This window comes from Acinetobacter junii (assembly GCF_018336855.1).
GTDB classification, from domain to species: domain Bacteria; phylum Pseudomonadota; class Gammaproteobacteria; order Pseudomonadales; family Moraxellaceae; genus Acinetobacter; species Acinetobacter junii.
Map to the genome: position 1 here is coordinate 1,152,065 of NZ_CP059558.1, position 24,826 is coordinate 1,176,890.

The 24,826-nt window shown below is 37.2% G+C and carries 23 protein-coding genes; 10 read left to right on the top strand and 13 right to left on the bottom strand.

All coding sequences use genetic code 11. The features are described from left to right. Nucleotides 1-19: 19 nt before the first annotated feature. Complete coding sequence (locus H2677_RS05495; RefSeq protein WP_212639317.1) at nt 20-979, bottom strand: hypothetical protein; 960 nt, start codon at nt 977-979, stop codon at nt 20-22. Nucleotides 980-1,127: 148 nt separating this feature from the next. Between H2677_RS05495 and H2677_RS05500 the strand changes: the two genes are divergently transcribed. Further along, a complete protein-coding gene (locus H2677_RS05500) occupies nt 1,128-3,416 on the top strand; it encodes a dynamin family protein (RefSeq protein ID WP_212639318.1) in 2,289 nt (762 codons plus the stop codon). 233 nt (nt 3,417-3,649) lie between these two features. Here the strand turns inward: H2677_RS05500 and H2677_RS05505 are convergent, their stop codons facing one another. The 4 genes from H2677_RS05505 to H2677_RS05520 all read right to left on the bottom strand — a co-directional run bounded on the left by H2677_RS05505 (nt 3,650) and on the right by H2677_RS05520 (nt 9,300). Then, a complete protein-coding gene (locus H2677_RS05505) occupies nt 3,650-4,774 on the bottom strand; it encodes a Fic family protein (RefSeq protein ID WP_212639319.1) in 1,125 nt (374 codons plus the stop codon). Nucleotides 4,775-5,423: 649 nt separating this feature from the next. Beyond that, nucleotides 5,424-7,055 (bottom strand): ABC transporter permease, encoded by a 1,632-nt coding sequence (locus tag H2677_RS05510; protein WP_212639320.1) that lies wholly within the window; start codon nt 7,053-7,055, stop codon nt 5,424-5,426. 87 nt (nt 7,056-7,142) lie between these two features. Further along, complete coding sequence (locus H2677_RS05515; RefSeq protein WP_212639321.1) at nt 7,143-8,159, bottom strand: extracellular solute-binding protein; 1,017 nt, start codon at nt 8,157-8,159, stop codon at nt 7,143-7,145. Nucleotides 8,160-8,199: 40 nt separating this feature from the next. Further along, nucleotides 8,200-9,300: an ABC transporter ATP-binding protein gene (locus tag H2677_RS05520; RefSeq protein ID WP_212639322.1), complete on the bottom strand. Its 1,101-nt coding sequence runs from the start codon at nt 9,298-9,300 to the stop codon at nt 8,200-8,202. A gap of 249 nt (nt 9,301-9,549) precedes the next feature. Here H2677_RS05520 and H2677_RS05525 point away from each other — a divergent pair, with 249 nt between their 5' ends. Beyond that, complete coding sequence (locus H2677_RS05525; protein ID WP_212639323.1) at nt 9,550-11,430, top strand: potassium transporter Kup; 1,881 nt, start codon at nt 9,550-9,552, stop codon at nt 11,428-11,430. A gap of 43 nt (nt 11,431-11,473) precedes the next feature. Here the strand turns inward: H2677_RS05525 and H2677_RS05530 are convergent, their stop codons facing one another. After that, the gene (locus tag H2677_RS05530; protein WP_112986778.1) at nt 11,474-13,000 is read right to left on the bottom strand and encodes a TerC family protein; all 1,527 of its coding nucleotides are present in this window, start codon (nt 12,998-13,000) and stop codon (nt 11,474-11,476) included. A gap of 215 nt (nt 13,001-13,215) precedes the next feature. On the opposite strand from H2677_RS05530, the gene rodA reads away from it, so the two are divergent. Further along, on the top strand, nt 13,216-14,358 hold the full coding sequence (rodA, locus tag H2677_RS05535) for a rod shape-determining protein RodA (protein ID WP_004959607.1): 1,143 nt from the start codon (nt 13,216-13,218) through the stop codon (nt 14,356-14,358). Between the two features lie 45 nt (nt 14,359-14,403). Here the strand turns inward: rodA and H2677_RS05540 are convergent, their stop codons facing one another. Next, nucleotides 14,404-15,087: a cupin domain-containing protein gene (locus tag H2677_RS05540; protein WP_212639324.1), complete on the bottom strand. Its 684-nt coding sequence runs from the start codon at nt 15,085-15,087 to the stop codon at nt 14,404-14,406. 237 nt (nt 15,088-15,324) lie between these two features. Here H2677_RS05540 and H2677_RS05545 point away from each other — a divergent pair, with 237 nt between their 5' ends. Both H2677_RS05545 and nudC read left to right on the top strand, forming a co-directional pair. After that, nucleotides 15,325-15,588, top strand: a complete 264-nt coding sequence (locus tag H2677_RS05545) for a TIGR03643 family protein (RefSeq protein WP_151691069.1) — start codon at nt 15,325-15,327, stop codon at nt 15,586-15,588. An 88-nt stretch (nt 15,589-15,676) separates the two neighbouring features. Then, nucleotides 15,677-16,447 (top strand): NAD(+) diphosphatase, encoded by a 771-nt coding sequence (gene nudC / locus H2677_RS05550; protein ID WP_212639325.1) that lies wholly within the window; start codon nt 15,677-15,679, stop codon nt 16,445-16,447. A gap of 17 nt (nt 16,448-16,464) precedes the next feature. Here nudC and H2677_RS05555 read toward each other — a convergent pair whose 3' ends face one another. Beyond that, nucleotides 16,465-17,859, bottom strand: coding sequence for a heavy metal sensor histidine kinase (locus H2677_RS05555; RefSeq protein ID WP_212639326.1), 1,395 nt, complete (start codon nt 17,857-17,859; stop codon nt 16,465-16,467). Then, entirely contained in the window at nt 17,856-18,527 is a 672-nt protein-coding gene (locus tag H2677_RS05560; RefSeq protein WP_004953203.1) for a heavy metal response regulator transcription factor, read from the bottom strand. Before H2677_RS05560 ends, H2677_RS05555 begins: the two co-directional genes overlap by 4 nt. A 106-nt stretch (nt 18,528-18,633) precedes the next feature. Between H2677_RS05560 and H2677_RS05565 the strand changes: the two genes are divergently transcribed. The 3 genes from H2677_RS05565 to H2677_RS05575 all read left to right on the top strand — a co-directional run bounded on the left by H2677_RS05565 (nt 18,634) and on the right by H2677_RS05575 (nt 19,978). Further along, nucleotides 18,634-19,116 (top strand): GlcG/HbpS family heme-binding protein, encoded by a 483-nt coding sequence (locus H2677_RS05565; protein ID WP_129262375.1) that lies wholly within the window; start codon nt 18,634-18,636, stop codon nt 19,114-19,116. Nucleotides 19,117-19,126: 10 nt separating this feature from the next. After that, nucleotides 19,127-19,528, top strand: coding sequence for a hydroxyisourate hydrolase (gene uraH / locus H2677_RS05570; protein ID WP_212639327.1), 402 nt, complete (start codon nt 19,127-19,129; stop codon nt 19,526-19,528). Between the two features lie 222 nt (nt 19,529-19,750). Beyond that, on the top strand, nt 19,751-19,978 hold the full coding sequence (locus H2677_RS05575; protein ID WP_004913223.1) for a hypothetical protein: 228 nt from the start codon (nt 19,751-19,753) through the stop codon (nt 19,976-19,978). 185 nt (nt 19,979-20,163) lie between these two features. Here the strand turns inward: H2677_RS05575 and H2677_RS05580 are convergent, their stop codons facing one another. Continuing rightward, nucleotides 20,164-20,394, bottom strand: a complete 231-nt coding sequence (locus H2677_RS05580) for a hypothetical protein (RefSeq protein WP_004913221.1) — start codon at nt 20,392-20,394, stop codon at nt 20,164-20,166. 280 nt (nt 20,395-20,674) lie between these two features. Here H2677_RS05580 and H2677_RS05585 point away from each other — a divergent pair, with 280 nt between their 5' ends. Then, a complete protein-coding gene (locus H2677_RS05585; RefSeq protein WP_004953212.1) occupies nt 20,675-21,286 on the top strand; it encodes a LexA family protein in 612 nt (203 codons plus the stop codon). Nucleotides 21,287-21,290: 4 nt separating this feature from the next. After that, a complete protein-coding gene (locus tag H2677_RS05590; RefSeq protein WP_099948384.1) occupies nt 21,291-22,589 on the top strand; it encodes a Y-family DNA polymerase in 1,299 nt (432 codons plus the stop codon). 78 nt (nt 22,590-22,667) lie between these two features. On the opposite strand, the gene H2677_RS05595 is transcribed toward H2677_RS05590, so the two are convergent. The 3 genes from H2677_RS05595 to H2677_RS05605 all read right to left on the bottom strand — a co-directional run bounded on the left by H2677_RS05595 (nt 22,668) and on the right by H2677_RS05605 (nt 24,706). Next, nucleotides 22,668-23,132: an SRPBCC family protein gene (locus H2677_RS05595; RefSeq protein WP_194597481.1), complete on the bottom strand. Its 465-nt coding sequence runs from the start codon at nt 23,130-23,132 to the stop codon at nt 22,668-22,670. Continuing rightward, on the bottom strand, nt 23,122-23,469 hold the full coding sequence (locus tag H2677_RS05600; protein WP_212639328.1) for an ArsR/SmtB family transcription factor: 348 nt from the start codon (nt 23,467-23,469) through the stop codon (nt 23,122-23,124). The genes H2677_RS05595 and H2677_RS05600 overlap by 11 nt, the downstream gene beginning before the upstream one ends. A 136-nt stretch (nt 23,470-23,605) precedes the next feature. Further along, nucleotides 23,606-24,706 (bottom strand): MBL fold metallo-hydrolase, encoded by a 1,101-nt coding sequence (locus H2677_RS05605; RefSeq protein WP_212639329.1) that lies wholly within the window; start codon nt 24,704-24,706, stop codon nt 23,606-23,608. Between the last annotated feature and the right edge of the window lie 120 nt (nt 24,707-24,826).

Here is a 24,826-nt window from a genome sequence, read left to right on the forward strand (position 1 = left end):
AAATTCCTTAATGCCCAATTTATACGGATAAAGCTTGTAAATTATTTTCAATATTTTGAGTAAATTGCTCAAACTGTTTAATGTGCTGCTGTAATTGACTGGTTTCTTTGCGGGTATTTGCCTGTAATTCAGCAATCATTTTCTGTTCGGCTGCACTGAATTTATCTTCTTCTAACAAAGTTTGTGTGAGTAGCGATAGTTGCTGTTTCATTTGTTCCAGATGTTGTTGAGCATGGGACTGAGTACGTTTAAATAATTGTTTTAACGCAGCATGGGAAGGATGCTGTGGCGTAGTTTGTATATCGGTCTGCTGTAATTTTTTTTGTAACTGCTGATCAGATAAAACTGATGCTGGTTGAGTGATTTGCTGTAATAAAACCGCATTTTTCCAGAACCATGTCGGTAAACCGATTTCTAGCGTGATTAAACTGGCTAAATCAACTTTTATATTATTTTCCCCAATGAGCATTTTTGTAAGGCAGGTTAAATCTTCAACTTGCAATGGAATACGCGTGTGAAAGCTATTAATAGCAGTTAAACTGAAATGTTGTTGAAAACCAATGACACTGGGAACATGTTTACAAAGTTCTAATAAGGTTTGCCATTCTAATAGGCACGTATGAATTTGTAGTGCATTAAAAAGTTGTTCGAGTACAGGTTGTGACAATGTACCTAAAGTCAGAGGAGTGCAATGAGCTAAATTAGGGTGGCATATTTTCCATTGATAAGACTGGATTAAATCGAGTATCTGTTGATAATCTGCTTGTATCGTAGATTGCTCCCCCAACATTACCAGCCACGGTAAAAACTCTTGCTCAAGTTGTTGTGATAAATTCTCTAATAAAAAAATTTGATCATTGTCAGGGTGCTGCAATAAACTTTTTAAGAGGTTTAAAACCTTTTGTTCTTGCGGGTTCAATGGTTTTTGCTGTGAAGAGCGATCAATTTCAGCAAAATCAAAGTTAAAATCAAACGTCATGCAATATTCACCTTTAAACTGCTTATTTTTATAAAGGAAAAAGTAATTTTCTTAAAATTATGGCATATTAGCACAACTTTTATAGCAAAAACATTATATGAAAATGGTTTATATAGACCTGAATTAAGGTTTAAATGGAATATAAGACATGACAAATCAATCGCTTAAAATTAAATCATTATTGAGCCAAATTCAAAATCATCAATCATTATTATTTGCTTCAGATAGTCAAAAATATCTTTCAGAATTATCCAATATGGAGAAAACGCTAGATACGAATATGCGTGCTGCGCAGGAAGACGGGCGGAATTTGCGCATTGCGATTGTTGGGCAGATGAAAGCAGGAAAGTCATCATTTTTAAATGCTTTATTGTTTCCAGTCGATGTATTGCCTAAAGCTGCAACACCAATGACGGCTGCTTTAACTCGTATAGGCTATGCGGAAAAACCTTATGCTGAAATTGAGTTTTATAGTGTTGATGATTGGAGTGGCATTGCACAATCTGCTATAGAGTATCATACCCAGTATCGAACCGTTGAACAGCAATTATCACAAGAAGAACATGAACAGACTCCCATAAGTTTGTTTGGTAATATGAAAAAATTAGTACCAAACAAGCCGAAAGTTATTGAGCCCGCTCTGATTCAAAGCAAGATTAGCGAAGAATTACGCTCTTGTCGTGAGTTAGTCGATATGGCACAGCAACTCAATACACAAGAATATTTGGGAACAAAAAAGCGGATTGAAGCCGCTTCATTGGAAGACTTGGCAAGTGAATTAAAAAATTATGTTGGGAGTCAAGGGAAATTTACTGCAATTACTAAAATGTTTTCTATCTATATCAATGATGAGCGTTTACAAGGTATAGAAATTTACGATACCCCAGGATTTAATGACCCTGTGATTTCTCGTGGACAGCAGACCAGAACATTTTTAGGGCAATGTGATGTGGTCTTTCTACTGTCCATTGTTAGTCAATTTCTCACGGTTTCAGATTTAAGACTATTACGAGAACAGCTCACTGCATCGGGTATCGACAGTAAAGCGGTATTTTTGGTCGGTTCGCAGCGTGATTTGGTTTTCCGTATGGATAGACAAATTCTGATCAGTGCGAAATTGGCAGCTCAACGCTATCCTGAAGACGTCCGCCCACAAGCAACCATCGCAGCGATGATGCAGTTGCTTGATCAAAAAATTCAACAAATGACCGAAACCCAAATCATGCAACATCTCAATAATCCCGATTTAGATGATGCATCGAAAGCATTGTTAAGCGTGATTCAAGGTAGCAAACCGCGTTTAATCTCTGCTTTAACTTGGCGAATTGCTGAGGATTTACCGAAGTTATCTAGTGAATTACAGGAACAATATGATGCACTTTGTTTTGATACAGGGCTCAATTTTGATGTAGAACAGCTTAAGGCGTTTTCAAATATTATCCACTTGCGCAAAGTGATTGAACAACAAAAAGAACGTAAACAGGAACTTACACAAGCAAAAGTCGCTTTATTATTACAAGGTGTAGAGCAACGTACACAGGCAATTCAGCAAGAGCTATTAAAATTGATCAAGGAAAAGATTGATTTACTTGATAGCCAGAGTATTGACCAACTTAATGTCCAAAAGCAGTTAATTGAAAAAAATCTTAAAAATGGACGTTCCAAAATCGAGTATACCATTCATCAAGAATCATCAACGGTTAATCATCAAGTGCGAGCATTATCTCTACAATTGCAATCGGAACGTCAGGCATTTCTATCTATCAGCATCTCGGAAGATAGAAAAATTGAATATGAACAATATGAAAAAAGTGGCTTTTGGTCAGGTGTTGCAAGATTTTTTGGTGCGGGTGGGTATGGTACACGAGAAAAGATCATAGTTACCCCTTATGCTCAGGTTCAGGACAGTATTGAGCAAATTGAAACATTTGGAAATACAGCTGTGGGGCAATTACAACGTAGCTTAAATAGTATTATTGATATGCCAAAACTACGGAAAAACATTGTCATAGCGGCAATCAATTTATTTGATACGAGTGATCCCGATTTTGATGTGGACTTCTTCAAGCTACAAGTTAGCCAGTGTTTGGAAAGTTATGAACCACCTAAGCTTAATCTCAATGTTAGTCAAGTGATAGATAATATTGTGGCTCAATTTGGGTTAGGAAAAGTGACCAATAGCGAAATTCAACAACTTAAACAGGCGCATCATCATGCAATCGCAACAATTTCTGAGTATATAGTACAATTAACAAAACAAGCTGAGCATGACCTTGAACAGTATTTTGAAAATATGCAACAAGTGTTGGTCAATAAAATTATTGGTGAAATTCAAATTAATCTCCAAAGCCTGATGCAGCAGATTGCAGAGAAAGAAAATACCTTAGAGAATTTGAATCAGTTTGAAAGACAATTATCTTCTTTAAATATGACTTAATAATTTTTAGGTCCATGTTTGAGGTCAGTGAGTATCTAAGTAAGATAAGAGCAGGTGTCCAACAAAAATAATAATTTCTGTTTAGTTGAGTGAGAATATGCAAAATTTACATTTTAAATGCAATTCCTCATACCATAATGGTTCTATACCACTGACGCAGATTATTAAATCCTTGAGCAAGTTAATGATGCGGATTTAGTTATATCTAGCTCATCCAGAAAAAATCAATATTATTAGTTTCCTTGCCGTTTAACCTTATACCTCGTATTTCTTCCACCTCCTTCAAGTTTCACAATACAGCCTTTTTCCAATAAATCAGTCAGATGGCGAGTTGCTGTTGCTCGGCTAACTTTAGCTACTTTCTGATATTGTGAAGCACTGATTCCATGCTCAAATCCATTTTCCCCACCATCAAGAAGTCGGTTTAAAACTTTACGCTGCCCCTCCTGCAAATCCACTTCCGAAAAAACCTGCCAAAATGTACTTTTAAAAAGAGTTCTTTCAATACGCTCTAGTGTCTGCTCAAGGCTTTCATTAAGTGCTTGTAAAAACCAAAGTAACCAGTCAGTAATATTAGAACCACTTTTTTGAGTGGCTTCAAGAATTTCATAATAGCTTTTACGCTTATTTAAAATGATAGGTGACATCGCATATAGACGAATACTTTGCTGATCCATTTGCGCTAAAGCCAAATCTGTTAGGGTACGAGTAATACGTCCATTACCATCATCAAAAGGATGGAGTGTCACAAACCATAGGTGAGTTATACCAGCTCGAATCAATGGATCAAGCAGACTATAGTCTCTACTGTTATTAAACCATTGTATAAATTCATTTAAACGTTGTTCTAAACCTTCTCGTGGAGGAGCTTCAAAATGCACTGTAGGGTAGTCCATCCGTCCAGATACTACCTGCATAGGTTCATGTCCACGTAATTGACCGATTCGAATACGCTGTGTTGTCCAGTCACTTTCATTGAATAGCCATTGGTGCCACTGAAATAATCTTTCAGCAGATAGGTCTTGTTCAAAGTTATTTAAGGCATCTAGCATGATATTGGCTAGACCATCTGATCGTTCTGAGCTTGGATAGGGTTGTTCTAGTGATACACCTAAACGCTTTGCTAAAGATGATCGAAGTGAATAAACATTGAGAGTTTCATTCTCAATCGCTGAAGATGAGACAAGATTGGCAATCAGGTTGTCTAAGGTAAGGTGGTCTTTTTCTGGGTTATATTGGCTTTGCCCAAGTAGAATTCCAACTTTTTGATGAATATGTCTGGTGAGTGGAAGAATCTTTTCCTCTTTCCATGTAAATGTTGTCCAGTCAGGCTGTTTCCAAATCCAGTCATCATACATATTTGGCCATTCCTTGAAGTAGTTAGAAATAGGAGTGAGCAGATTATAGTGTATATTTGACTCAATAAATGAGTCAAATGAAATTGTGATTCAGCTCATCTAATTATTCAATCTAATGACTTATTTTGTGGGCATAAAAAAGATGGTGTAGGTTGCTTGAATGATTTTGAAAAAGTGTAGGTTGTTGTGTAGGTTTTGAAATTTTTTTTAAAATTTACGTTATAAATCAATGTAAAGGTATTTATGCATCATCGGCGTGTGAGATGAGAGATCAGCCATAACTGAGTCACTGTTCATGCGTTATAAGTCCTTAAATTGAAAATATATTACTAAATGAAGTTTTACCATTACTGCCTAAAATTGATCGAAATTCAGAAATCTTAACTTTCGATATCAAAATCTCTAAATTATAAAATACAGATTTGGTGTAAACCCTTTTTCGACAGCCATCTTAACAAATTGAGCATGATTAACAAAAAGATTCCGAAGTCTCATGGCGAATCGGTCATCAACTTTGTTTGTAAGTACAGAGTATTAAGAATGAATCGCGGATACAATTGCTATGTATAACGGATGTTACATTTCTATATCTTTACATTAAATCTTTAATCACAATAAATTAAAGAGTTAAAAGCAAACTATATAAACATCATTTGTTTAACACTTTACTCATACGAGCAAGCAGAATGACAGGGATCAAACCCACTAAAACAATTAATAATGCTGCAATTGCTCCATCTTCATATGTTCCTCTTGAGGCTTCAGCATATAACTGAGTTGCGAGGGTTTCCATATTTAAAGGTCGAAGTAACAAGGTGGCGGGCAATTCTTTCATGCAATCTACAAAAATAAGCAATGCCGCAGAGATGATTGCAGGGCGGAGTAGTGGAAGATGAACTTCTTTTAATATTAAAAATTGATTTCGGCCTAAATTTTGAGCCGCATCATCAAATACGCCATGGATACGATTATATCCAGACTCTATTCCACCAATTGCGATTGCAAGAAAGCGTACACTGTAGGCATAAATAAGGGTAAAAGTTGTTCCTAAAAAGAGCAAGCCTGTGTGAATTCCTAATTTAAATTCAAGAAAATCAGCTACCGCATGATCAATTTTTCCAAGTGATAACATAAGACCAATTGCCAACACAGTCCCAGGTATTGCATAACCTAAACTAGCAATTCGGCTAAACCATGTAATTTGGCTAAAGCGTGCCGCACTGACAATAAAGAATCCGATTGCAATTGTGATCACAGTAGCAATTGTAGCTAAAAATAAAGTGTTGATTGATGCTTGTAATAAATAGTCTGAAAAACCTGCATACTTGAAACGCTTATAAGATTCCACCAATAAATGCATGAACGGAATGAGGAAACCAATGCTGATAGGGATTAATCCAAGCGTTAAACATAAACCAGCTTTTGTGCCACTGAGTTGTTGTGCTGGCATCAATCGACTACGTTGAGCAGAGTTCATATAGCGTTGTTTGCGTCTCCCCAGTCTTTCAATAACGACCAATAAAGTAATAATGATCAACATGAAGATCGCGATTTGTGCAGCACTAGCGAGATTGGATTGATTCGTCCACGTTGAGTAGATCGACAAAGTTAGGGTTTTGACGCCTAGAAACTCGGTTGCACCGATGTCATTAATGGTTTCCATCAAAGCTAAACTAGCCCCCACAGCGATTGCTGGGCGAGCTAAAGGAATCGCGACTCGAAAAAAAACTTGGTTTGGGTTGAGCCCTAAACTGCGTGCAACTTCAATCAAGCTAGCTGATTGCATGAGAAACATTGCACGTGTACTTAAGTAGACATAAGGATATAAGACAAAACTTAATAGAAAAATACAGCCCCAAACAGAGCGAATATTCGGAAACCAAGCAGGTTGAGATTCCCAACCAAAGTTAGCTGCTAGAAAGCTTTGTACTGGGCCGATAGGATGTAAAATATCGATATAGCTATAAGCGATGATATATGTTGGTATTGCAAGGGGAAGCAGCAGCGCCCAATCTAAAAAAGCTCGACCTCTAAACTGATATGCGGTTACTAACCATGCGCTACCAGTCCCGATTAAAATCGTGAGTAGACCAACACCAAATAATAAAATACCGGTATCAACCAAAGTAGGGGGCAGAACATACTGAATCAGATGCCCAAAAATATCACTATTACCCTGAATTGCTGTTAAAACCAATGCAATAACAGGCAAGCAAGCAAGTAAGGTCAATACCCCACTGAGCGATGTAAATAAATTAAAGTGATGCTTATTTTTGGTCATTAGAGATTAAGAAACTATTGAAGAGCAGGTTTAAGAAGTTTGATTGGACAGGTCAAAACAAAATGAATGACCTGCCCATAAAATCACTTAGTGATTAAATTGAACTTTATCGACTAACAGATTTGCTGCTTTACGATATTTTGCAATTTCACTCAGACGGACGTTATCAATATTTAACTTTCCGAAACTTGCGATAATTGGATCAATCTTCACACCAGGTTTTACTGGATACTCATAACCACTTTGTGCATAGATTGCTTGTGCATGGTCTGAAGATAAAAATTCCAATAATTGAACTGCTTCTTTACGGTTTGGTGCATATTTTGCTACAGCTGCACCTGATACATTGATATGCGTTCCACCATTTTTAAAGCGAGGTAATACAACATTAATTGAATTGCCCCAACGTTGTTGCTCAGCATCACCATTACGCATTGTTCCTACGTAGTAGGTATTTGCAACGCCGATATCACAAATTTTACCGAGAATATCGCGTGCAACATCACGATCGCCACCACTCGCTGGGCGTGCTAAATTTGCTTTGATGCCACGTAACCATTGCTCAGTTGCTTTTTCGCCGTGATGAGTAATATAGGATGCAATTAGCCATGTGTTATAAGGATGGCTGCCAGAGCGGATACAAATCTTGCCTTTCCATTTTGGATTTGCGAGATCTTCATAACTGATGGCTTTTAGTGGTGTACGTTCTTTAGAAACATATACTGCACGAGCACGCATAGATAGCGCATACCAATGACCATTGGCTGCACGTAAGTTACCTGGAATCGCGGTATTTAAAACTTTAGAGTTCACTCGTTGAGTTAAACCATTTTCAACCAAATCAACCAAATTACCGAAATCAACTGTCAGCATGACGTCTGCAGGTGAGCGGCGACCTTCAGTTTTCACACGTTCCAGCATTCCATCTTTGATAAAAACTGTGTTTACTTTAATACCTGTTTTTTGATTGAACTCATCTAATAGCGGTTGAATTAAAACAGGTTCGCGAGTGGTGTATAGATTGACCTCAGCGGCATTTACCCAACCACTGCTGAGTGCGACAAGACTAACTGAAAGCGCATGAAGTTTTATTCGTTGGTTCATTTTTGATCCCTAAAGAAGAAACTTGAATAATAAATACCAGTTAAGTGGATGATTGATGGGTTTCGATTGAATCATTGGCTTCATAAAAGAAACACTGAGATAAATCTAACGATAGGTAGACGGTGTCTGCTTGGTCGTAATGTTGAGAATATTCAACATAAGCAATTAACACTTTATCTTCTGCCTCGATTTTTAATTTAAGTAGTTGTGAATAGCCTAAGAAGTTCGACGAAATAATTTTAGCAGCTAGACTATTTTCAGTTTTTATCCGATTAACACGTAATTGATGGGGTCTAAAATAGCAACGAATCTCGTTATTACTCGTCAAATGTTTTGGAATATCAATATTTCCAAAAATCGTATGCAGTTGTTGATCTTGTATTTGGGTTTTTATTTCATTCAAATCGGAAAAATAACGTGCTGCAAAAAGTGTTTTCGGTTGGAAGTAAAGCTGCTTAGGCGTACCACTTTGAATGATTTTACCCTGATGCATCAAAATAATCTGATCAGCAATTTGAAGTGCTTCTTCAGGATCATGAGTCACAATGATAGTTGTGGTCGAAGTCTGTTTTAAAATATCAATGGTGTTTTGTCGAATTTGATCACGTAAACGATGATCCAAATTCGAAAATGGTTCATCCATAAGTAAGACATGAGGTTTAGGTGCGAGTGCACGAGCTAAAGCGACACGCTGTTGCTCACCACCAGATAAAGTATGTGGATAGCTATGAATATGATGCGACATAGAGACATGCTTTAACGCATTTTCAGCAATAGATTGACGCTCGTGCTTCGGGATTTTTTTCAATCCAAACATCACATTTTCCAACACGCTTAAATGTGGAAAGAGAGCATAGTCTTGAAATACAAAACCGATATTGCGTTCTTCAGCTTGAACTTGTTGATATGGGTCCCATAGAACTTTTCTTTCTAGCTGAATAGAACCCTCAGTAGGAGTCTCTAGACCTGCGATCAGACGTAGCATGGTTGTCTTACCGCAACCTGAATGTCCCAATAGGCAAATAATCTGACCACTTTGAGCAGACCATGATGCTTGATTTACAGCAAAACGCTCACCGAATTTTTTGCTAAGCTTTTGAATCGTTAAGACATTGGCCAACGTTACGGTATGAGCATTCATGGTCAATTCACAGGAATAATTCTTGCCCAAATAATAACTGATAATTCTTCTCAAGTGGAGTTTTTTTGAAGGAATGGGAGCGTGTTTATTGGCGCTATTTTAATAAACTCAAAGGTTGAGTGATTTAACTTGAATAAGCAATTATTTAATTAAATATTAGATATTTAACTGGCTTATAAATAAATTATTTAGTGAGTGATAGATTGAGTGCTAGTATCACTTTAACTTTTAGAAGTGTTTTTTTACAACATGCAAAATCAGACGGTAGAGAAAGCTAGTGTACCCATACTGACTTTAGCTGCACTTGGTGTAGTCTTTGGTGATATTGGAACTAGCCCACTTTATGCACTTAAAGAAAGCTTTCATGCAACACATGGAATGCCAATCAATGAAATTAATATTTTAGGAATCTTGTCGCTTATTTTCTGGACCATCATGTTGATCGTCTCTCTTAAATATGTGATGGTGATAATGCGAGCAGATAACAATGGCGAAGGTGGAATCATGGCATTACTTGCTTTGAATTTACGTCAGCCAGGTCTTTCTAATCGAACAAAAATTCTGATTACAGCTTTAGGATTTATTGGCGCTTCATTATTCTTTGGTGATGGTATTATTACACCCGCAATATCTGTGTTATCGGCTGTGGAAGGACTTTCTGTTGCGGCTCCAGCATTTGATAAATTTATATTACCGATCAGTATCGGCATTCTGACGGCATTGTTTGTTGTACAAAAACATGGAACTGCCGTAATGGGTAAGTTTTTTGGCCCAATTACACTGCTTTGGTTTTTGTCTATTGGTGCAATTGGGTTTGTGAGTATTATTCAAAGCCCAACGATTTTGGCTTTCTTAAGTCCACATTTGGCATTGCAATTTATTATCACCAATCCGTATATTTCATTTTTTGTGATGGGCGCTGTCGTTTTGACCGTCACAGGTGGTGAAGCGCTTTATGCTGATATGGGGCATTTTGGTGTTCTTCCGATACGCCTTGGTTGGTTCCTCGTTGTTTTGCCTTGTCTTATGTTGAATTATGCAGGTCAAGGTGCTTTATTGCTGAGAGATCCTACAGCGATTACCAATCCATTTTATTTACTTGTACCATCCTTTTTCCTCTATCCAATGATTCTTATTGCGACCGCAGCAGCTGTGATCGCATCACAGGCATTGATTAGTGGTGTTTTTTCGATGGCGAAACAAGCGATTCAATTAGGTTATTTACCTCGTCTGAATGTACTACATACCTCAGCGTCTGAAGTGGGTCAAATTTATATCCCTTTACTCAATTGGATTCTATATATTTCAATTTTATTCCTAGTTTTACTCTTTAAAACAAGTAGTAATTTAGCAGGTGCTTATGGTCTTGCCGTAACGATTACCATGTTCTGCGATACGCTTTTGGTTGCATTTCTTGCTTATAGCTACTGGAAATGGAAAACGTGGAAACTGGTTTTATTCGCTGTACCATTCATTTTCATTGACTTAGTGCTGTTAGGCTCGAATCTACTTAAGTTCTTTATTGGTGGATGGGTGCCTGTGCTTATCGCTGTATTTGTTTTTACATTGATGATGACATGGAAGAAAGGGCGGGTTCAATTGCAGGAAAAACTCCAAAGCGATACGTTGCAGTTAGAAACCTTTATTAAATATCTAGGCACAGATATGAATAAGGTATCTGGTACTGCTGTGTTTCTGACAGGTTCTCCATCTGTAGTACCACATGCGTTGTTGCATAATCTCAAGCACAACAAGATTCTTCATGACAAAAATATGTTGGTAACGGTGCAAGTTTCGGATATCCCATACGTGCAAGATGAACTGAGATATGAGTTCGAAGTTTTAGAGAAAGGCTTTTATCGGATACAAATCAATTATGGTTTTAAAGAGCAGCCGAATGTACCTATGGTCTTAGAGCAAATTTTCAATAAAATTGATTTTGAATATAATCTGATGGAAATCAGTTTCTTTGTGTCACGCGAAAGATTGATCTACAAAGCGGATAATAAGTTAACTACATGGAGAAAACAGTTATTCGCTACGATGCAAAAGAATACAAGTCCTATTAGCGATTTTTATCAAATCCCTACGAATCGTGTTGTCGAAATTGGTAGTCAGATTGAGATATAAAAAAAAAGAGCCTTTTTGAAAGGCTCTTTTTTTATGCTTGGATTTACATCGGATAAATAATTTTGACTTTCTTAATGCGAGTGCCATCCATTTCTATAATTTCGAAATAGATTCCCTCATAGGTCAATGTAGAACCGACATCAACTTGACCTTCTAATTTATCTAGTAACAAACCAGCGACACTTACATAGCCTGAACCTTCCTGAACCAGTTCAAGTGTGCCTAATTCAAGTTGAAGTTGATAAAGGTCTAATAAGCCAGATGCTACCCATTCTTGATGAGATACTTTCGTCAAATCCAGTTGTTCATCCGAGTCTGGGAATTCACCAGCAATTGCTTCAAATACATCTAATGGAGTGATTAATCCTTGGATATTTCCAAATTCATTCGTCACCATGACTAAAGAGCCTTTTGAAGAGCGCAAAGTATTAATTGCATCTATCACTTTCATCTTTTCAAAAATAAAAATCGGACGTTGGCGTTTTAAAAGATTTTGCAATTCTTCTTTTTCATCCAAACAATCAATCAGCTCTTTTGCACGTACAACAGTAATGACTTTATCCAAATTGCCTTTACAGACAGGGAATAAGCTGTGAGGTACTGCAAGTACTTTAGCTCTGATATCTTCAATATCATCATCGATGTTGACCCAAGAAATTTGATCTCTAGGTGTCATAATCGATGATACAGAGCGTTCAGCCAGAGTTAATACACCACCGATCATGTAGCGTTCTTCGGCACCGAATGAATCATCGTTGTTATCAATAATCGTTGGGTCATTTTGCTCTTTGCCACCCATGAGCTTAAAGATCGTGTTTGCAGTACGGTGTCTTAAAGGTAGTTTTGATGCATGTTTTTCAGCATTTCGTTGAGTAAATTGGTTGAAACCTTCAATTAGGATTGCAACGGCAATACCTGAATAGATATAACCTTTCGGGATATGGAAACCAAAACCTTCAGCAATCAAGCTAATACCGATCAGTAGTAAGAAGCTTAAGCATAAAATAACAACAGTAGGATGCTTATTTACAAAGTTTGTTAATGGTTTTGATGCAATCAACATCACTACAACAGCGATCACCACGGCTGCCATCATGACATAAATATTGTCAACCATTCCGATTGCTGTAATCACAGAATCTAAAGAAAACACCGCATCTAGAATAACGATCTGAGTGACCACCATACCAAAGCTTGCATAAGCAACACTTGATTGGGTTTTATGTACAGGTTTGCCTTCTATTTTTTCATGTAATTCTGTAACGGCTTTATAGAGTAAGAAAAGACCACCAAAGAGTAGGATTAGGTCTCGACCTGAGAAACTCAGAGTCCATATATGGAGAATAGGTTTTGTTAAAGTAACTAGCCAAGAGATAATGGAAAGCAGGGCTAAACGCATGATAAGGGCTAATGAAAGACCTATGATTCTTGCTTTATCTCTTTGTTCTGGAGGAAGTTTATCTGCAAGAATTGCAATGAAAACTAAGTTATCAATGCCAAGTACGATTTCGAGTACGATTAAAGTTAATAACGCGATCCAGATGCTAGGGTCTAAAAGAAATTCTATCATCCTAGTTCTCCAAGCTGTCTACTGAGAGAGCCAAAGATACGCCTTAAAGGTGAGGGGTCCATATGTATAAAACCTTTGATTTAAATGGTATCTGCAAATTTATCAAAGATTCACAAAAATAAAAGTAATAATCTGAGCACAGAAACAAATTAAATATATACTCCATCGCCTTAGTTCAGATTTATCTGCTCGTTTTTCTTATTTTTAAGATCACCATGAAGCCTGTTCCGCAATCCCGATTTTTACGTTATTCCATTCGAGATGGTTTGCATCTCAAAAATAATTCTTCGTATTGGCATAAATTACATCTCGACCCTTGGTTATTGAGCCTTCTCATTTTAAATGCGATCTTAGGTTTAATCGTCGTATATAGTGCATCGGCTCAAGATATGGGGTTGGTATTCAAACAAGGATTTAGTTTCCTTTTAGGATTTGTAGCACTTTTTATTTGTGCTCAAGTTCCTCCAAAAGTTTATCAAGCATTTAGCCCTTATCTATATGCTGTGAGTTTGGTACTGCTTATCGCTGTATTTTTTATCGGTGAAGTGAGAATGGGTGCACGTCGGTGGATTGCTATTCCATTGTTAGGAAGTATGCAACCAAGTGAACTGATGAAGTTTGCAATGCCGCTGATGATCACGTGGTTTTTATCTAGAAATGCTTTGCCACCTAGAATATTTCATATTTTGATTTCATTGGTTTTAATTGTCATTCCTTTACTTTTAGTCGCATTACAACCTGATTTGGGGGCAGGCATTCTGATCCTCACCAGTGGTCTGTTTGTATTGTTTTTGGCAGGTATTTCTTGGAAATTAATTCTAGGCTCTATGGGTTTAGTGATGTTATTTCTTCCGATTGCTTGGACTTTTTTATTGGAAAGCTATCAAAAAAAGCGTATCACAACTTTGATTGATCCTGAGGCTGATGTCCTTGGTTCAGGTTGGAATATTATTCAGTCTAAAATTGCGATTGGTTCGGGTGGGTTTTCAGGAAAAGGTTATTTACAAGGCACTCAATCACATTTTGGATTTTTACCTGAACGGCATACAGACTTTATTATGTCAACTTATGCAGAAGAGTTTGGTTTTATTGGTGTGGTGATTCTATTTAGCTTATATGCAGCAATCATCATCCGCTGTTTTATGATTGGATTAAACTCATTTAATAATTTCGGACGATTGATTGTCGGTTCATTAGCATTGTCTTTTTTTCTATATGTCGTTGTTAACTCAGGTATGGTTAGTGGAATTTTTCCTGTGACAGGAGATCCATTACCATTTATGAGCTATGGTGGTACAGCTATTATCACCTTATTGGCAGGTTTTGGGATTGTGATGTCAGTTCATACGCATCGCTAGTTGATTCATCATCTTTGATTGAAACATGTATTTCGGAGTCGCTCATTAAATTTTATGAGTTGACTGAATCATGGCGAGCAGATGACCTGTTTTTAGATAAAGTGTTGCGCCTTGTTGACCTGATTGAAGTTGGAAATCTGCCTGTGGAGGAATACGTAACCAAGAACCTGTTGGATAAGTTTCTTCACTATGGCTGATTTCGCCTTCAATCACTAAAATTTCAGCACCACCTTTTACATCATATTCGATGGGATGTAAGGGCATGATTTTTTCTAGATAAGTATGCTCTAGCTGAGATTGGTAAAGTTCACAGATGTCTCGATGTCCCATTTTTTTCCAGTTATTTGGGTTATGGGTATCGATACGAACAGCTTCAGTTTCAGTCTCGGACATTTGTCTGAGTTTGACAAAGATCAAGGTGCCCATCTCACTAGATGGAATATGACTAGAGTTATGAGGATTCCGCAAATACCATCCTTTTTGATAGTGTTGGCTACCATCTTCAGTGAACATTCCAGACAATACCAAAATCTCTTCGCCATGAGGATGTTGGTGTTTTGGAAATAAGCTTAGAGGTGCGTATTTGACTAAACTTGTTGCTCTAGCTGCCTCATTGCCAATTCGGTCTAACATGACACGTTCTACTTCGCCGCCAGGTGATTTTACCCATTGATAGTCTCTGGGTTTGACGACTGCGAACTTTGAAAAATCAGCATTTAGCAAAAACATCGGAATTATCCTCAGTAATATTGTCTAAGATAACTATCGGCATTTAGATCATTAGTCAATCTTGAAAAAAGAATTGGGATGATTCTTTTTTCATTTATTTAATCCTCAACGTGCTGAATATTATTTCAAATGAAAAGAATAACTCGAAAAATCACACTTTCTTCATCCTGAGTTACTTATGCTTTGTTAGGAAATTTAACAGATTGATATTGAACGACAGCGAAGTGATTTCATTTTATGTTGAATACTAAAAATTATGATGATGGTGACCTTTCAAGAATTATTGAAATGGCATGGGAAGATCGAACACCTTTTGAAGCGCTAGAGCGCGAATATGGTCTGAATGAATCTGCTGTAATCAAACTGATGAGGCAAAATTTGCAAGCCAGTAGTTTTAAACTCTGGCGTAAACGGGTGACGGGTCGAAAAACCAAGCATTTGCAACTACGTTCACCTGAGATCAGTCGCGGCTACTGCTCACGTCAATATAAGCACCATTAATTCTGCGTTTGCTATCCACAATTGTCCTTTTTGAGGTTGCTAGCATTTCTATTGATATATCTCAAGTTATTGAATTTAAGGTAATGTAATGTCAAATCTATCGATTGCTTATATTTTTCAGCAACAACAACTTTTAGTTGATGAACTGTTTCAATTACCACGAGTTGAAAAATTGCACAGTGATTTAGTACTGTCAGATGATGAGCAGGTCGTTGCGCGAGATCTATTACCCAATGAAAGCATACCCGTTGGCTATCAGTTGGTGCCGATACGTCAGCTTTTACAATATTGGAATCACCAACAGTTTGAGCAAGCAAGTCGAGCTGTACAACTTTTAGAATGGCGACGTAACCATCAGTTTTGTGGGCGATGTGGTGACAAGACCCAACAAAGTACTGATCAGTTTGCGATGATGTGTCCAAGTTGTGGTTATAACCAATATCCACGTGTTAATCCTTGTGTGATTACGATTATCACAAGAGGGGATGATGAGATACTGCTTGCAAGAACAACGCGTAATAAGACCATGTATAGTTTAATTGCAGGCTTTGTGGAGGTAGGTGAAACCTTAGAAGAAGCAGCGCGTCGAGAGACTTTGGAAGAGGTTGGTTTAAATATCAAAAATATTCAGTATCTCGCCAGCCAGCCATGGCCTTTTCCAAGTAATTTAATGGTTGCATTTAAAGCTGAATATCACTCAGGTGAAATTAAAATACAGGAAAAAGAAATTAGTGATGCACAGTTCTTCAAATTTGATCAACTGCCTGAAATTCCATTTAAAGGAAGTATTGCCTATGCAATGATTATGCACGTTATGCATGGAACGCCAGTCGCGGATGATACAAGTGAATGGTTATAAGTCTATACCTTTAAAGCTTATTTATCGCAATCATTCGGAAAAATGAGTTCAAAGCAAATACCATCTGGAGTGTTGTAAGCCAGATATTCACCTTGATGAAGAGTCATAATGGAGGCAACGATGGATAAACCAAGACCTCCAGTTTGACTGCTTAGATGGCGGCTAGAAGTGCATTGATAAAAGCGTTCAAACAGAGAATCAAGATGCTCGTTTGCAATGCTCGTATCACTGGTGATCACATATAAACTAGTCGTGGAGCTTGGTTCATTTTTTTTGTTGTTTCGACTGCCAATATAGATCTGACGTTGCAAACCACCATGTGTCAGTGCATTCGAAATTAAATTATAAAGTGCTCGTTGCAGTAATTCTGGATCAGCCAATATTTGGGTTTGTTCTAACTGCAAAATAAACTGGCAAGCTTGTTCTTCAGCTTGATGCTCAAAAATGTCACAAATCGTCTCAACCAAGTTGGGTAAATCGACCCATTGTTTATTTAACATCACCATCTGACGATTCGCACGTGCAAGAAAAAGCATGCTGTCAATCATACGTTTTAGGCGTTGGTAATCTTCTAAATTTGAATACAGTAGTTCTTTATATTGCTCATCTGTGCGCTCACCCATAAGCATGATTTCCGTTTGTCCAATCAGGTTGTTGAGTGGGGTACGAAATTCATGTGCAATGTCTTCTGAGAATCGGTTGAGTTGCTGATATCCGATTTCAATTCGGTTCAGCATGGTATTGATGTCTGCCGTCAGTTGTTCAATTTCTGATGGAGCTTGATCAAGCTGAATTCTTTGCTGCAATTGATGTACATTGATTGCCTGAGTTTGTTGTTGCAGTTTTCTTAAAGTACTGAGTCCAAAATGGCTAGCCAGAGCAGATAATATAAAAATCAGTACAACCCCGATGCTCACTGAAACCAATAAACCGTTACGGAATGGCTCAAGAATATTGAGACGTTCAGACCATTGCTTGCCCGCAATGAGCACATAAGGCTTTTGATGAATGTTGATCGTTTTCCATGACAAGCGTGTTGGGTGTTCGGTCTGAGTCAAATCTGTAAATTGGATGCTGCTTGAGGTTGCCAATTTGGGAAGGGGAATATTTAAGGGATTAATATCAATTAGACGTTGATTATGATCCATTAAAATAAACAAGTTATCTTGGTTGCCTAACATATTTTGATAGAGCTTAGGACGAGCAACAATTTGATTTATATTTTCACTATCTTGTAGAAGTATTTCGAGTCGTTCAATTCGGTCCGTTAGAGCATGATCTTGTTGGATAATTAAAATTTGATTAATCCCAACATAACTAATCATTGCCACTACGCATAAAACGAGAGCGCTGCAGAAAGTCACCAATAGAGTGAGTCTCAATTCTAATGAGCGAAAGATATGATTCATCATGCTTGAACCGATAGCTTATAACCTAAGCCCCGAATCGTATGAATTAACTTTAAATCATGTCCATCATCAATTTTGCTGCGTAAGCGACGTACAGCAACATCGATAAAGTTAGTATCTGTATCAAAGTTAATATTCCAAACTTCTGAGGCAATTTGGCGGCGCGTAATAATTTCATCTTGATGCAAAAGCATAAATCGAAGTAGGTTAAATTCCTTCTTACTGAGGTCGATTAATGAATCTTCTCGCCAAACTTTGTGTTGTGTTAAATCCATCTTTAATGATGCAATCGAGAGTTCATTTTCTTGATTATATTGTTGGCGTCTTAAAAGACTTTTGATCCGAGCAAGTAATTCAATATAGGAAAATGGTTTTGCTAAATAATCATCTGCACCTAGTTCTAAGCCTTTGACACGATCTAAAATCTGATCCTTTGCAGTTAAAAAGATCACGGGAACCTTAGAAAATTGGCGAAGTATTTTCAATACATCCCAGCCATCAAGATCAGGCAACATTACATCTAAAATCACCAAAGAATAGGATTTCATTTTTAATCTTTCCAAACCTTCTAGTCCTGAATGGACGCACTCCGCTGTATAGCCTGACTCAATTAAGCCTTTTACTAAATAAGACGCGATCTTCGTTTCATCTTCGATAATCAGAATACACATTTTTGTTCAGACTCTTTGTGAACATGACAATTTTGTAATGTGATTGTCATGCTGTGGCGGAATGGATTTGTTTAAGATTTTCAAAGCATATCAGGCAGGAATCAATATGAATAAGCTTAAAATTCTTGGTTTAACGCTACTGTTCAGTAGCACTGTTGCACACTCTATGGAGTTGAAGCAAGTTTATTCATTGGATCTTCAAACAGCCAAAGTATTAGTCAATGAAGCTGAGCGCGTATGTAAAAACATTCAGCAAAATATTGCGGTCGCAGTTGTTGATCAAGGTGGTAATACACTTTATGCACACCGCCATGAGTCGGTGGGTCCACACAATTTAGATGCTGCAGAGCAAAAAGCATTTACAGCATTATCAACGAAAACAGCGACCTTGGCTTTGAGTCAAACAGCAAATAGCAATCCTGATGCAAAAAATTTGACCACCGTTTCTAAGCTGTTGTTATTGGGTGGTGGATTACCTATTCGATACCAAAATCAAGTGGTCGGAGCGATTGGTGTTGCTGGAGCAGGCGGTGCTAAAAACGATGATTACTGTGCTACATCAGCCATTCAAATATTGAAAAATCTGTAAGGAGTTTGTGATGTTAAAGAAAATCTTACCTTATTCGCTTATCTTATTCAGTTCAGCGGCATTTGCTGAACAGAACCCATTGAGTGTCCATGTTCTTAATTTAGAAAATGGTTTACCTTCAGCAAATGTTGAAGTTGTTCTTGAAAAAAGCTCTGGTGATCAGTGGATTAAATTGAATCAGAAACTTACGGGTGAAAATGGGCGGATTACTGCGCTATATCCTGAGAACAAAGCCTTCGAAAAAGGGGTTTACAAAGTGACCTTTAAAACTGAGGCTTGGTTCAATCAACAAAAGCAACAGACCTTTTTTCCAGAAGTTCCTGTGATTTTTAAAGTGGATGGAACGGTTAAACATTATCATATTCCTTTATTACTCAGCCCTTATGGTTATTCAACTTATCGCGGAAATTAGTACAAATATTGGCTGCTTCGGCAGCCTTTTGTTTAATCAGTTTTCTTGTTCTACTTTTTCAGTGTTACACATAATTGTAAATCTATATTTTTTATTTCAATCACTTAGATGAAAAATTAACAGTCTGTTAATACTTATAATATTTCTTACAACCCGTTGTTAGACAGACTTTGATCTATAGGGCATAGTCTAATCAGGAATTATTATTAAATGAGGAATACTATGAATAAGGTGACAGTGGTCGTAAAAGACCAAGAAGAAAATGAATCAATTGTAATTGCTCAGCTTAATGACCTTGAAGATAAAGACATTCCTTTTTTTAAGCGAGTGGAACATATTGAGGTAGATGGTGAAATTATTCATCCAAATATCGATTTGCTCTTTGAAAATGAGGCAGATGGAAAAATTTATAAACTTGTTGCTCCAGTAAATGATAAACGCTTTATATAAATCTTGATGAAATAAAAGAAACCACTTAAATCAAGGTTTAAGTGGTTTTTTACTGAAATATCTTTTATTGATCATGAGTCTTTTATATGAATTATTTGCTTAATATCTGAATGTGTTGCTTGTACTGTATAAATTTACACGAACGGAAACTTGTTTCGTATCTGAGTTAATTTGCATCAATGATTTTACTGAATTGGATTTAGTCCTTGAATAATATCTTGAAATTCAGAACCATTGAGCCAAAAAGATTTCTTTAAAAATAAAGTTGTCATAATACTTTCAGCCGCCTCACTGTTGGGGCTGTCACAGAATAATCCATAACAACTACCCAAAACGGTATTGTTCTCAATGAGACGAATAAAATAAGCGTGTTTTTCGTCAGCATAGCCAAGAATAGCATCACGTTGATTGTTCATTTTTCATGTCTCCACATCAAAAAATCTTGAATAAAACCTAACTGCTGAAAAGATCAAAATAATCAATCTGTTAAATCAAATACCATCAAAGCATAAGTTGCCTAAATATATGATTTAATTATCGAAAGTTGGTTTGTTTGACATCCTTGTTAACTTAAACAAGCCAAAATCTGATCTATGAAATTTATTCTTATGCAAAATTAATTTTTCGTCAACTTGAATTTGTAACTTTTTCAAGTTAGATTAAATAAAGGCGATGAAAACAAGGGAGGGGTGAGTTATGTCCAAAAAAACTGAGTTTGAACATGGTGGGGCTCGAACCAACGCTGGTCGTAAAGCTCAATTTAGCGAACCCACCAAAGTAATACGTGTTCCTGAATCACAAGTTGATTTCATTAAAAACTGGTTATTGAATAATGCCAAGACAGGTATTAATACCGATCTCAGCACTTCTTTGAAAGTTCAGAGTGTTCAAGCAAAGAATGATCGAATTTACCATATTCCTTTGGCGACGGAACGTGTTGCAGCAGGTTTTCCATCGCCTGCACAAGACCATGTTGAGCAAGCTTTGGATTTAAATGAGTTTTTAATTAGAAATGAAAACTCGACATTTATCGTAAAAGCAAATTCCTTGTCCATGTTGGATGCTGGCATTGATATTGATGATCCCTTGGTAGTAGATCGAAGTATCCCTGCAAAGTCTGGCGATATCGTCATTGCACTGATTGATAATGACTTTACGGTAAAGCGTTTAATGATTGATCATCATTTCAGTCCACCCAAAGTTTGGTTAAAAGCTGAAAATCCTGATTATCAAAATATTTATATACAAGAGGGACAGGAGTTGGTGATTTGGGGCGTCGTGACCTATAACTTAAAGCCGATGAGGTGATCCAATGCCATTGCCACAACGTATTTTTGCCTTGATTGATGTGAATAATTGTTATGTGAGTTGCGAGCGCGTATTCAATCCGAAGCTAGAAAAGCATCCCGTTGTGGTACTTTCAAATAATGATGGCTGTGTAGTATCGCGTTCGCATGAAGCAAAACAATTGGGTATCAAGATGGCGGTTCCCTTTTTTCAGATCGAAGATATTATTCGAAAGCATCAGGTTGCCGTTTTCTCAAGTAATTATGCGTTGTATGCAGAAATGTCACGGCGATTTATGAATATTTTGGGCAGTTTCGTTGCTCCATGTGAACAAGAAATTTACTCGATTGATGAGTGTTTCCTTGAGTTAACAGCATATCAGCATCATTTCGATTTAACTGAATATGCCCAAACCATTCTAACAACCATCAAAAACTGGTTAGGATTACCTTGTTGTATAGGCATTGGATATTCCAAAACACAGGCAAAAATTGCAAATCATTTAGCAAAAACCCATCGATGTTTTAACAGTATCTGTAATATGGTTGATGAAGATCCTTGTGTGATCGAGGATTTATTGAGTCATACCGCAGTAGGTGAGGTGTGGGGCGTAGGTCGTAAGATTCGCCAACGTTTAGAAGTGATGGGTATTCATTCAGTTATGGATTTGGTTGAAGCAGATCCGAAAATGATTGGAAAACATTTCTCTGTTGTTTTGGAAAATACAGTTAAAGAGTTGCGTGGCATCGCCTGTTTAGAAATTGAAGACGTGTTGGCTGATCGACGACAGGTATTAAGTAGTCGTTCTTTTGGGCAATTAATTCAAGATAAAAATAGCCTAAGCGAAGCATTGACTGAATTTACCTTAAGAGCAGTTGAACGGTTACGGAAGCAAAAACTTCTATGTAAGGCGATCGGTGTTAGTATCCGTACAAATCGTTTTAATAAAGCAGAGAATTATCGTCCATTTACAGTGGTGTATTTGGCTGATTATAGTGATGATCGTTTAGAGATTTTGAAGGCTGTGCAAATAGGATTAGACCGAATTTATCAAAAAGGTTACCGTTATAAAAAAGCAGAAGTCATTTTGTTAGATATCATTCCACAACATAGTCATGCTGTTGATTTATTTCATGATACGGATGAAATGCTGGCACGGAAAAGTCTATCGATGACATTTGATCATATCAATGAAAAATTTGGTAAAGATAAAATGACGCTTGGGCGTTTGATTACGCCAAATGGACGAGCATGGGCGATGTCTCAGAGCTTCAAATCTCCTAGCTATTTAACAAAATGGAATGAAGTGCTCAGAGTTAGCTAGATTTTTTGAGCAATATATAAATGTTAATATATAAAAAAGACAGGTTTAACCTGTCTTTTTTATACCTAAAATATTTATTTATAACGTTTTGGCGTAGGTTTCGAGTTGATCAACAACCGTTCCCCAACCACTAAAGAAACCCATATCTTCATGTTGTTGTCGTGCTTCAGGAGTACGATGGCGTGCAATAGCTGTGTATTTCGTTGATCCATTTCCGAGATCTTCAAATAGGATAATTGCTGTCATAAATGGATTTTCACTGGGTTTCCATTCTTCAGTATAAGCATCAGTAAATACTAATTTTTCGCCATCAACGACTTCTAGAAAAACACCATTATTGGGAATCTGATTGCCATCAACATCAAACAATGTGTTGAATTTTCCACCTACTTTTAAGTCTATTTCACAGGACACGATGGAGTGAGGTTTAGGAATAAAAAAGTGTTTTATATGCTCTGGAGTTGTCCAGCATTCCCAAAGTAACTCACGTGGCACAGCTACAGTTCGTTCTAGTTTTAAATCTGTTTGGGGATCAAGATTCATTTTTTCTTTTCCTTTGTAAATTTAATGCATAGTTATCTAATTGATTTAAGCGTGTTTCCCATATGGCTTGTTGTTCTTGCAACCAATGTTGTAAAGGGCTAAACGCATGGGGGCGAAGAGCATAGGTTCTCACTCTGCCATTTTTTGTTGTTGTGATCAGTCCTGCTTCTTCCAATTTCTTTAAATGTTTAAGAAAAGAGGGCAAAGCCATCGTATGCTCTTTTGCAAGTGAGGTGGTTGTTGCTTCACCTGTTGCAAGACGAGTGAGTATTGCTCTGCGTGTAGGATCACTTAAAGCATTAAATAACAGATCGAGTTGAAAATCATACTTAGCCATATGGGTAAGTATTAGGTTAAAAAAACAACAAGTCAAGTAAAACTTATCTAAATGGCTAAGTTTTAGATTTAATCTTAAAAAATTTAAGAGCTGAATAAAGACTCAGAAACTCTATCTGATTCTTTATTCGAATCGCTCAACGAATATTTGCCCACCATTGCTTGAAACTTTGTTGTTCATTATCGAGTTCAACCAATTCACCGATCATGGGGGTGGCAAGTCGATAATTTCTTTGTTTTGAATATCTTACAATACGATTAATTGGCTCATTCCAAGGGTGTTTTGCGAGGCTAAACTTAGAATGATGCACAGGTAGCATGTTACGTGCTTGGAGTTCTTCTGTCGCTTGTGCAACTTCATCTGGATGACAATGTACGGAGCGCCAAGCAGCATCGTATTGACCATTTTCCATCAATGCCCAATCAAAAGGTCCGTACTTTTTACCAATCTCCACAAAATGTTTGTCATAGCCTCCATCACCTGTATAAAAAATCTTTCTATTCGGTGATTGTATGATGAAGGATACCCAGAGGTTTTTACCGCCTTTAAAGGCACGCCGTGAATCATGATGAGTTGTTTCGGTGATGATCGTAATATCACCTTCAAATTCAATTTTGTCACCCCAGTCTCGTTCAATCAATTTTTCTTTTGAATAGCCCCAGTACTCGAAGTGTTCTCCGACACCGAGACCAGTAATGACATACTTGACTTTGTGCTTTAGTTGCAAAATGGTTTTATAATCCAGATGATCATAATGGTCATGTGAGATCAATAAATAGTCAATTTCGGGTAATTCCTCGACTGTATAAATATCTGTACCTCGATAAGCACGTGTTCCCCAAGGCAGAGGGGAAACTTTGCCACTCATCACTGGGTCAATTAAAATGGTTTTGCCATTCAGTTGGATAAAAACAGAAGAATGCCCAAACCAAATCATGACATCTTGTTTGGGATCGAGAGTACGTAAATTGGTCTTGATTGAGGGAATAATGTCTTTGGGTCTACGATGAGGAATAGTTTTAATAAATGTTCTATACAGTTCAATAAAGGTGTGGGAGCAGTCAGCCATATCAGGTTTTTCTAGTCGATTTCTAAATTGACCCTGACGATAGTTAGGAGAGTTTTCGATACGTTTGAGTCGTTCACCAGTAGGGATTTTTCCAAATAAGGGATGTTGTGTATATAAAATACTTATGCCAAGCAAGAGCAAAACAACGATAGCAAAAAGGATTAGCATAGATTCAGTCCACCTTTTCATTTGAGCATTCGGTCCAGACTAGTAATAAAAAGAGAAAGCGACAAAATGATGAAAAAGTTGGGATTAGTCGATAAATGGAAGAACCTAAGAAATTTGTGT

Bases quoted from the DNA above. Each gene is read 5' to 3' on its own strand.
- nudC (WP_212639325.1), top strand. From the start codon at position 15,677: ATGTCAAATCTATCGATTGCTTATATTTTTCAGCAACAACAACTTTTA.
- H2677_RS05525 (WP_212639323.1), top strand. From the start codon at position 9,550: ATGCAAAATCAGACGGTAGAGAAAGCTAGTGTACCCATACTGACTTTA.
- H2677_RS05530 (WP_112986778.1), bottom strand. From the start codon at position 13,000: ATGATAGAATTTCTTTTAGACCCTAGCATCTGGATCGCGTTATTAACT.
- H2677_RS05595 (WP_194597481.1), bottom strand. From the start codon at position 23,132: ATGAATCTTGATCCCCAAACAGATTTAAAACTAGAACGAACTGTAGCT.
- H2677_RS05590 (WP_099948384.1), top strand. From the start codon at position 21,291: ATGCCATTGCCACAACGTATTTTTGCCTTGATTGATGTGAATAATTGT.
- H2677_RS05565 (WP_129262375.1), top strand. From the start codon at position 18,634: ATGAATAAGCTTAAAATTCTTGGTTTAACGCTACTGTTCAGTAGCACT.
- H2677_RS05495 (WP_212639317.1), bottom strand. From the start codon at position 979: ATGACGTTTGATTTTAACTTTGATTTTGCTGAAATTGATCGCTCTTCA.
- H2677_RS05505 (WP_212639319.1), bottom strand. From the start codon at position 4,774: ATGTATGATGACTGGATTTGGAAACAGCCTGACTGGACAACATTTACA.
- H2677_RS05560 (WP_004953203.1), bottom strand. From the start codon at position 18,527: ATGTGTATTCTGATTATCGAAGATGAAACGAAGATCGCGTCTTATTTA.
- H2677_RS05540 (WP_212639324.1), bottom strand. From the start codon at position 15,087: ATGTTTTTGCTAAATGCTGATTTTTCAAAGTTCGCAGTCGTCAAACCC.
- H2677_RS05575 (WP_004913223.1), top strand. From the start codon at position 19,751: ATGAATAAGGTGACAGTGGTCGTAAAAGACCAAGAAGAAAATGAATCA.
- H2677_RS05500 (WP_212639318.1), top strand. From the start codon at position 1,128: ATGACAAATCAATCGCTTAAAATTAAATCATTATTGAGCCAAATTCAA.
- uraH (WP_212639327.1), top strand. From the start codon at position 19,127: ATGTTAAAGAAAATCTTACCTTATTCGCTTATCTTATTCAGTTCAGCG.
- H2677_RS05580 (WP_004913221.1), bottom strand. From the start codon at position 20,394: ATGAACAATCAACGTGATGCTATTCTTGGCTATGCTGACGAAAAACAC.
- H2677_RS05515 (WP_212639321.1), bottom strand. From the start codon at position 8,159: ATGAACCAACGAATAAAACTTCATGCGCTTTCAGTTAGTCTTGTCGCA.
- H2677_RS05600 (WP_212639328.1), bottom strand. From the start codon at position 23,469: ATGGCTAAGTATGATTTTCAACTCGATCTGTTATTTAATGCTTTAAGT.
- H2677_RS05555 (WP_212639326.1), bottom strand. From the start codon at position 17,859: ATGATGAATCATATCTTTCGCTCATTAGAATTGAGACTCACTCTATTG.
- H2677_RS05545 (WP_151691069.1), top strand. From the start codon at position 15,325: ATGTTGAATACTAAAAATTATGATGATGGTGACCTTTCAAGAATTATT.
- H2677_RS05605 (WP_212639329.1), bottom strand. From the start codon at position 24,706: ATGCTAATCCTTTTTGCTATCGTTGTTTTGCTCTTGCTTGGCATAAGT.
- H2677_RS05520 (WP_212639322.1), bottom strand. From the start codon at position 9,300: ATGAATGCTCATACCGTAACGTTGGCCAATGTCTTAACGATTCAAAAG.
- rodA (WP_004959607.1), top strand. From the start codon at position 13,216: ATGAAGCCTGTTCCGCAATCCCGATTTTTACGTTATTCCATTCGAGAT.
- H2677_RS05510 (WP_212639320.1), bottom strand. From the start codon at position 7,055: ATGACCAAAAATAAGCATCACTTTAATTTATTTACATCGCTCAGTGGG.
- H2677_RS05585 (WP_004953212.1), top strand. From the start codon at position 20,675: ATGTCCAAAAAAACTGAGTTTGAACATGGTGGGGCTCGAACCAACGCT.